The organism is Izhakiella australiensis, from assembly GCF_002006995.1.
Taxonomy (GTDB): domain Bacteria; phylum Pseudomonadota; class Gammaproteobacteria; order Enterobacterales; family Enterobacteriaceae; genus Izhakiella; species Izhakiella australiensis.
Map to the genome: position 1 here is coordinate 1 of NZ_MRUL01000043.1, position 7,680 is coordinate 7,680.

General features: G+C 54.9%; 12 protein-coding genes. All 12 read right to left on the reverse strand.

Annotated elements, in window-relative coordinates:
* Positions 1–505: phage tail protein (locus BTJ39_RS23795; RefSeq protein WP_139356411.1), on the reverse strand; the 505-nt coding region annotated here is incomplete at its 3' end.
* Positions 506–558: 53 nt separating this feature from the next.
* Positions 559–1,164, reverse strand: a complete 606-nt coding sequence (locus BTJ39_RS23800) for a YmfQ family protein (RefSeq protein WP_078005143.1) — start codon at positions 1,162–1,164, stop codon at positions 559–561.
* Entirely contained in the window at positions 1,161–2,318 is a 1,158-nt protein-coding gene (locus BTJ39_RS23805) for a baseplate J/gp47 family protein (protein ID WP_078005144.1), read from the reverse strand. The genes BTJ39_RS23800 and BTJ39_RS23805 overlap by 4 nt, the downstream gene beginning before the upstream one ends.
* Positions 2,290–2,754, reverse strand: a complete 465-nt coding sequence (locus tag BTJ39_RS23810) for a phage GP46 family protein (RefSeq protein ID WP_078005145.1) — start codon at positions 2,752–2,754, stop codon at positions 2,290–2,292. Before BTJ39_RS23810 ends, BTJ39_RS23805 begins: the two co-directional genes overlap by 29 nt.
* On the reverse strand, positions 2,754–3,341 hold the full coding sequence (locus BTJ39_RS23815; RefSeq protein WP_078005146.1) for a phage baseplate assembly protein domain-containing protein: 588 nt from the start codon (positions 3,339–3,341) through the stop codon (positions 2,754–2,756). Before BTJ39_RS23815 ends, BTJ39_RS23810 begins: the two co-directional genes overlap by 1 nt.
* Positions 3,338–4,411, reverse strand: a complete 1,074-nt coding sequence (locus tag BTJ39_RS23820; RefSeq protein WP_078005147.1) for a phage baseplate assembly protein — start codon at positions 4,409–4,411, stop codon at positions 3,338–3,340. The genes BTJ39_RS23815 and BTJ39_RS23820 overlap by 4 nt, the downstream gene beginning before the upstream one ends.
* A gap of 270 nt (positions 4,412–4,681) precedes the next feature.
* Positions 4,682–5,227: a hypothetical protein gene (locus BTJ39_RS23825; protein WP_078005148.1), complete on the reverse strand. Its 546-nt coding sequence runs from the start codon at positions 5,225–5,227 to the stop codon at positions 4,682–4,684.
* Positions 5,228–5,296: 69 nt separating this feature from the next.
* Positions 5,297–5,686 carry a hypothetical protein gene (locus BTJ39_RS23830; protein ID WP_078005149.1) on the reverse strand — a complete coding sequence of 130 codons (390 nt, stop codon included), beginning with the start codon at positions 5,684–5,686 and terminating at the stop codon, positions 5,297–5,299.
* Between the two features lie 121 nt (positions 5,687–5,807).
* A complete protein-coding gene (locus tag BTJ39_RS23835) occupies positions 5,808–6,017 on the reverse strand; it encodes a hypothetical protein (protein WP_078005150.1) in 210 nt (69 codons plus the stop codon).
* The gene (locus BTJ39_RS23840; protein WP_078005151.1) at positions 6,014–6,586 is read right to left on the reverse strand and encodes a BRO family protein; all 573 of its coding nucleotides are present in this window, start codon (positions 6,584–6,586) and stop codon (positions 6,014–6,016) included. Before BTJ39_RS23840 ends, BTJ39_RS23835 begins: the two co-directional genes overlap by 4 nt.
* Positions 6,587–6,780: 194 nt before the next feature.
* Complete coding sequence (locus BTJ39_RS23845; protein ID WP_078005152.1) at positions 6,781–7,233, reverse strand: lysis protein; 453 nt, start codon at positions 7,231–7,233, stop codon at positions 6,781–6,783.
* Between the two features lie 88 nt (positions 7,234–7,321).
* Positions 7,322–7,606 carry a glycoside hydrolase family protein gene (locus BTJ39_RS23850; RefSeq protein WP_078005153.1) on the reverse strand — a complete coding sequence of 95 codons (285 nt, stop codon included), beginning with the start codon at positions 7,604–7,606 and terminating at the stop codon, positions 7,322–7,324.
* Positions 7,607–7,680 lie beyond the last annotated feature (74 nt).

Sequence of the window (7,680 nt, forward strand, 5' to 3'; positions counted from 1 at the left end):
AGCTGGTCATCTTCCTTCCCAGGTCGGTATTGCTGACGGAGGCCGTGTGCGCATGGCTTTTAATGCCGTCCTGCTCCACCGAGAGCACGGCGCGACCGCTTTCCGGTTTACCCTTTATAATCCAGCCTCGCATATCCGGCAGCCTGCCCGGAGGGTATGCTGTCGCCAGTTTCGGGTATTTTTCCTTGTCGAACGTCTGCCCCTGCATCAGAGCATAACCAGCAGGGGTTACGTCTGACGGCCAGGAGATGGGTGCACCGACAGGCACCCCCGAGTTTTCATCCGCTGATTTTTGGATCAGTTTATGAATGGCAGCAATCACCTGGGCATCATTTGTTTTATCAGGCAGCATTTCCGCGGCGGTCAGAACGGCGATTAACTCACGTTGTACCGTCGTCAGCCATCCTCCCATTATTTCTGTTGGCTGGATATTTCCCGCCACACTGCCATCTGTCCACTCACCACTACCATCTGCGGTATCAGTAAGATCACCTATTTTGAGCATGAGTTATCCTCACCGTTAAGCGATTATTAAATAAAGAAGGGGAACTTAAGGGATTAAGAAGGCGTGGGAATGTAATTGATGCGCAGAATGATATCAGGCGCCACCAGCCGCCTGAGAATGCATTCCAGCGTTTTATTCCCCCAGGTTCTGAGTGGGTCACCGCAGTGAGCCTGCCCACACTTAGCACGCTGTATCGTGGTTTCCGGCACGTTCACCTGCAGCACCAGCGGCCAGTCATCGCCATTCAGCGCATTGCCACAGGCTGATAAACCGCAGCGCGCACGTCTGAACTCCGTAACCGTGATGGTGTAGCCGGATCGGGCCAGCGCGTTAATCAGCGATGTGACTGAGAGGCTGCCGCTGCTGGTCAGTTTCGTCACCACCGCAGCGCGCCGCAAAGCTATCGTGGTCATTTCCCCGATGGAGCAGTCATCTGGCAGGCCCAGCGCCTGCTCCCAGTCAGTCAGGAGCGATCCTGCTGTCGCCGGAAAGGCATTGCGAAGAAGAGATAACGCTGCCGTATCGCTGGCAGCAAAGGATTTTGCCAGGCCCAGCAGCACATTCCCCTTCACACTACCAGGCTCACACAGCCACGCCTTACCGCGCGGCAGCAATTTTCCGAGCGCTGATGCGTATTCATGTTCACTGTAACGGCTCACGTTTTCCCCTTCCCGCTGAACTCAATTTTACCGCGCAGCGGAAGCGCACCCGCGTTGAGCTGAATAAATGTCCCTGCAGGTTTGTTCATAACGAAACCGCGCGTGCCGTCGATGCCACCAATGGCGAGGGTAAGATCCGATATAAATATTTTCCCGCCAGGCGCACCATTATCAAAAAACACTTCGTCGATGGCGCTCTCTATCGCAGCAACCACATCAGCACCGGCATCCGGGATACCGCCAATATCAAAATCAATGACGTTCTGCAGAGGGGAACACGCCCATACCAGCGTGGTGGCCGGACGAAGTGGGAAAATATAGTCAGCGACGCGCAGCTGGTCCCCGGTTGCTTTCCCATAGTAGTATGTCTCTTTGGTCGCAACGCCATCGGTCCCTACAGGAAAACCGTGGTTTGTCCTGTCGTCGCCATCGCACATGAAATAAAGCCCCACGCTGCCTGCACCCAGTATCCGGGGAACCACCCATGCACGGGTAACGCCGGGAACCTCCAGCGCCCGGCGCCTGTAGTCATCCTCGCTGCCACCTTCAGCAACAGACTGGTACGCCTGCAGCACCCGTTGCCGGAAGGCCTCCTGACTTTCCATATTCGCGCCGCCGGAAATGGCCTCAACCGCCACCACAGCACTGTCCACACCATCAATTGCGCTGTCCAGCGTCAGCGTCGTTCCCGCCGGCGCATTGCCATCCGCCACACTCAGACTACTGCCGGTTTCGGGTAACACGGCTGTAATGCTGCCGGTTCCGGTTTTATCTGCACCTATCGTCACCGTATGGTCAAGTCGGTACTGAACGCCCGTATTCCGGTTCAGCAGGCTGCCGGACGGAATAACGGCACCCTCATTCCCCTTTTTAAACATGATCTTCGGGCAGGTCGCGGCGGTGGCATCCTTCTGATACACATTTTTCAGCGCTCCCCACGCCGCCAGCCATTCATCCTCTGCGGTAAACGGATTACTTTGCCTGGCGATCCAGTCGAGGTAGGAAAAATGCAGATGGCTCATGCCCGCATCCATATCGGCCATGATCCGTAAATTTGAAAATCTCAGCAGCTCACCGGTGTTCTCCAGCTCCGAGGTAATGAACTGTCGGTTCCGGCTGCGTAACTCACTGAGCGTAGGTCGCTGATACGGCATTGTTCTCTCCCCACAGCCATCTGAATTGATATTCCTGTTTGCTGCCGTCCGGACGGAACAACAGAATGGTCAGATAAAGCCGGTCCGGCCACACAATCCGGCTTGTCGCGCTGACAGCGGACAGCACACCATCCGACACCAGCCAGTCCAGCGCCTCTTCGGCATACACTTCTGCTTTTCTGGCCACCGCACGGGAAAGCGGGCTGCGGTTCAGTAACCACAGACGGGACCCCAGCAGCACATCTTCTCCTGTATCCCCCCACCATCCCCGACGGTTGCCGTCATCGGTCACGTCATCTTTATCCGCCAGCCGGTCGCTGAACAGGCTGATGAGTACCGCCGTTTCAATGTCATCCCCCTTCACCAGGTCATGCGCATCTTCCTGCCAGCCGGCAACCCCGGCGTCTGTCTGCCAGCCAGTCCTGATATCGGCCATCAGACCCCCTTGTTGGTTTTTTCACTGGTGCGCGCATCGTTGCCGCCCTGAACGTTTTTCACCTCATGTCCATGGGCGTTATAAGCCTCACGCAGCGCTTTCAGGCTGACGCTGTTGGAATCACAGTTGTCAACAATATCGCCGGTACACTCCGCCAGCGGAGCCTCAAACCGTACCTTAACGCTGGCGGTAATCGTCGCGTTCCGGGCTTCCAGTACCTCGATATCCTGCCCGGCACACGTCACCGTTAGCTGTTCTTTGCCCAGTAACACCGATTTACCCTGAGCGTCATAGATGACCGTTTCCCCGGGATTTAGATTTCCGTAGCGGGTTGAGCCATGGTTGGTCGCAACGATGACCTGGCTGGAGCGATCGCCTCCCAGACTCAGAATAAGAACGTCACTCCCTGCCGGCAGGCCGGAGGAGAAACCAAACTCCGTCATTCGCAGCGTGTCACCACGAATGTCAAAGGGGGTTTTATACTGCAGTTTTTGCGTCGTCCCACTGTCATCGCTGACGCCCGTTGTCCTTCCGATCCCCACCAGCATAGTGATACGACGGTATAGCCGTGCAAGAGCATCATTCATGTCAGCTCCAGTAAGTTTGAATAGAAAGCATAGGGTTGTATGGCAAATGCGGCCGGCGGCAACAGCACCATTTCCGCATGCGTACCGTCGTCATCGCGGAGGTAAGTCACTTCGGCCAGCAGCAAATCCCGCGGCTCAACCGCCAGAGTCGGCAAATGAACCGGCACCAGCGTATTGGGCTCCCAGAGTGCTCCCGAGCTGTCGCGCCAGCTGTCCGTCACCACTCGAAGGATCCGGGAACGCCCATAACGCCGGTTCATTTCCCAGTTAACGCAGTCGGTAGCCATATCCCGGGCCACCAGCGTGCTTTCCACCATGATGATCCGCTTCCGGTAGCGCATTGAGGCAGCCTCCGGGTCGCGCGCAGTCGCCAGTGTGACCGCGTCATAGCCCGCGTCTCCGGCCTCACCAACCGGCGTGAAATTCATCGATACGCCGGTATAGTCAGAAAACCGTTCATCCATGGACTCTTCATACCAGGCATGCTCGACATTCACGCCCTCTTCCAGTCCGCTGGCTGCACGTTTATCACCAACCCGGGTCAGGTAAAGGTTACCGTCAGGGAGGTCGTAATAAAGCAGACCCGCCCAGCGGGTTACCCTGTCAATAACCTCCTGCGGCGACTCTCCCCAGTTCAACGTGAACTGAGGGACTGAGCGGATCCCTGTCACATCTGTCGTAACGGAAATGCCATAGGGTGCCGCCAGGCGCCGGGCTATCCCCGGCGCGTCTGCATTGCTGATAACATTCGATGGCCACTCCGCGCTGCAATCCACCAGGTCCTGGCATTTACTCCGGCCAGTGGCTCTGATTTCATGACGCGCGGGAGAGATTACGGGTGACCATCTGTCGATATAGCCCGTCAGCACAACATCCTGACCCAGAAGAACACGGCAGCTTTCACCAGGCCGGACCCGCTGCCGATCGTCGCTGCCGGGGTACAGGTCAAGCAGGCTCAGGCTGAATGACGATGGCAGCCGCTCGATACCCCGCGTCACCGCTATTCGATCCCACCCCTGAATCGCCACGCCATTCGTTTCGAGGACCAGTTCATCGTCAGTCTGTGACATCGGTTACCTCCACGCTCAGCGGCATAAAGGCCGGGTGAACCGGACCCGCTGAGATAACCAGCGCAGTAGCACGCTCAGCGTCCTGCCAGATCCGACCGGCCATCACCAGCGCCGGTATCGCGGAAGGAAACGACCAGACATCCCCGCAAAAATACTTTCGGAAGGGTTATATCTGTACATATGGATCCTTAAGGGAGCATCTGCGACAGGCGTCGCTTTCCTGGTTTTTTCGACGCCGGGATCCATTCCCATGTTTCAGTTGATGAGGTTTCAGACATTAAGTGCGGCCTCAATGGTTGAAAGCGGGAAACACTCCAGCGCCGAACGACGCGAGCAGTTCAGTATTTCTGCGCCGCTGAGCGTGGCGGCCAGTCGGGAAAATTCAGCATGCCAGCGCGTTACGCTGGACTTGTCAGGGTTCTTCAGCACCACCGGGTGGTCGCCGTGCCAGTGTGAGCTGGCGTCAATACTGCAGTCATACCCAAGTAGCAGAACACGACCTGCACCCAGCCTGATGGCAAGCTGTATCGCACGAAGCCCGGAGTTGAATGATTCGTTGTCCGGGTGGGGGAAATAATTCAGCCCGTAGCGGTGCGTGGCTGAAACGCTGCTGGTCCAGCACCGGGCACCAGGTGGAATATCACTGTGATATTTCTCCCACCAGCTGAAGTCGGCGGCGTAAATATTCTGGCAGTTCGGCACAGCAGCCCAGCTTGAGTTAACGGCTATAACCGGGTGAGTCGAATATGCAGCCAGTAAGCAATCCTCAGCCGTCAGTGATGGCCCGCTGGCGATGCAGATGAAGGTTTTAGTCATGTTGGTTACTGAGAGGTTGGCATTATCGCAGGCACTCAGGCAATATCTGCTGTAATGTCAGTCTTTAAGTTATTTGTCAGTGTTATGTACCCGCTCGCTCATAAGCAGCTCTGCACCTGTACTGGTTACGATAGCGCTGTGGTGAGGGTGAGTATTTTCAGCCATCCACTTAATCAGTGGCTCTGCAGCTTCTGCAAAAGAGTCAGCTTCCTGTTCGTAAACCGGGCTGCATTTAATTTCACCAACCCGATAAAGCCGGATGGCCTGAAGTTCTAAGGAATCAGGTGACGGGGCAAGAGAAATAAATTCGCTACCGTGAAGTTTTTGTGGGTTGACCTGCTCCTTTGAATAGCCGGTAAAGAATGGTTTCCTTTTTTCCGCCAACATTTGCGTTATAACAGATTCAGGCTGCTGCCCGAATAGCTCTACTTTCCAGTATTTGACCAACTTAATTTCCATTATTTGCTCCTGTTATTTTGTCGTAGTCTCGCTCACGGGTGCTCCCGGCGATAAAAGCCCGGATTCTGCGATTCAGTTAATTCCTGGTGATTTATTCTGAAAGCCGTTATGAAAGAGGCTCTCACTTTTTCTTTTTAGGCTGGTACTTTTGCGCCCAGGCCTTTGCAATGCTCAGGCAGTCGTCGAACTGCTTACCTTTTCTGCTGGCTGAAGCAGAGCGGTGGTAGAACGCCACCGCCTCACGTGCTCCGATGTGAGCAACATCTGTATCGAAGCCCTGCTTCTCCAGCTCAGAGATAACGTTCTCCTCTATGAACCGGACGTGGTTCATGCTGGCTCCCCATCAGGGAAGTCACCGAGGTCAGGGATGGCAAATTGCGTCAACTTCAGCGCCAGCAGCGTTGCCTCTTTTACTCGTTTGATGTCGCGCTTGCGCTGTGCCATCAGTCCGCTACCTTTCTGACCGCGATGTTTGAAGGATTTCTTGTCAAATGTCGCTATGGCATCGTGAATGCCCTGACCCGCCAGTTGCGCCAGACTTTGCACGTCAAGAGCTTCGATTTCAACGCCAGCTTCTTTCTCAACCAGGTCCAGCAGCCAGATCCTCAAATCCTTAGCTACTTTCGTTCGAGATAGCATCCCAACCAGGTGTGACCCTCTCACTGAAAAGGCCCTTACGCTAGTATACTGTATCTCATTGTTTTCATTACTGGTCCTCACTTTGAGAATGTCAGTCATACTCTCAGTGAACTCATCCTTATGACGATTGCAGATGTTGGATACCTTTTTGCTGTCTGCGTATCCGAGTAGATCCGCAAGCTGCTCGCCAGTGAACCATATCTTCCCATCGCCATTATCAAATGGCACAACTGAGTGATCTTTAAATGTCAGTTCTTTCATCGGTAGTTACCTTATAAAAACGAGCCTCGTTGCCCAGAAATACTGGCCCACAGAGACGGCTACCGGCCTTAACCAGTATTTCTCCGAGGCTTGTTTCTGTAAGGCTCTGCGGTTTTGAATGCATCGGGCATGACGCGGGGATTTACTGCATAAAAAAGGCCGCCGGGTGGCGACCTCCTGATATTTTGTGGTGTTTACTTCAGGCACTGCTCTCTGATGTACTGCTGCAAATATTTCACCTGTTTTGTGACGGTGCTGATTCCGTCTCTGAGACGCCAATAATCCCGTTCAGCATCTGCTGTAATGGTGGCGGCTCCTGCATCGCCCAACTTGCCGGGGGCGGCGGTGGATTGCTTCGGGCAGGTGGCGTTGAGCTGCAACCTGCGGCGGCCAGCAGACACATCATCATGCAGCTGATTGATAGTTGCTTTAGCATCTGCAAGTTCCTTTGTGTATTGCGCATCGAGTGCCGCAACTGATTTTTGCCGGCGCTGCATGTCGTTGATTGTTTCCTGACGCTGGTCGGCCTGAGCCTGCGCTACTGTGTATTTTTCTTTGTAGCGGCTTCCCACAGCGGCAAAACCAACTATCGCCAGACACATAATAAGCACGCCTAAATATTTCCAGTTCATTATCAGCCAGGTCATGACAACAGCACTCCGATAAACAGAAACCAGCCCCAGCCTTGCTGACCATGACAGGCAAGAATTCCTGCGATGATAAAACAGACCAGGTTCATTTCAGACCATCCTCACAAAGCGCCTTCTCGTTCCCTGCGCGGGTCTCCAGTCCGGGGAGCACCTTGCCGCCACTCCACACCCAGCGCGTGAACTGTCCGCAGGCGGCTTTAACCTGCCCTGACCGCAGCAAACTAAAAAGCGTTGAGGTGCGCATGTTGCCGCAGCCTGTACGAAATGTCAGCGACACCGCCGCACTGAAGGCGTTATCAGGCAGATTGCGCCCGTTAACGGATACGCTCTTTAAGATGTCCGTGGGCGGATTCAACCGAGCCGTTTTCATGACCCCGGCCGCTGTTATTACGGGACGGCGTCATTCCGTAGTGCTCACATAACCGGGCATAGCGTTCAGTCTGG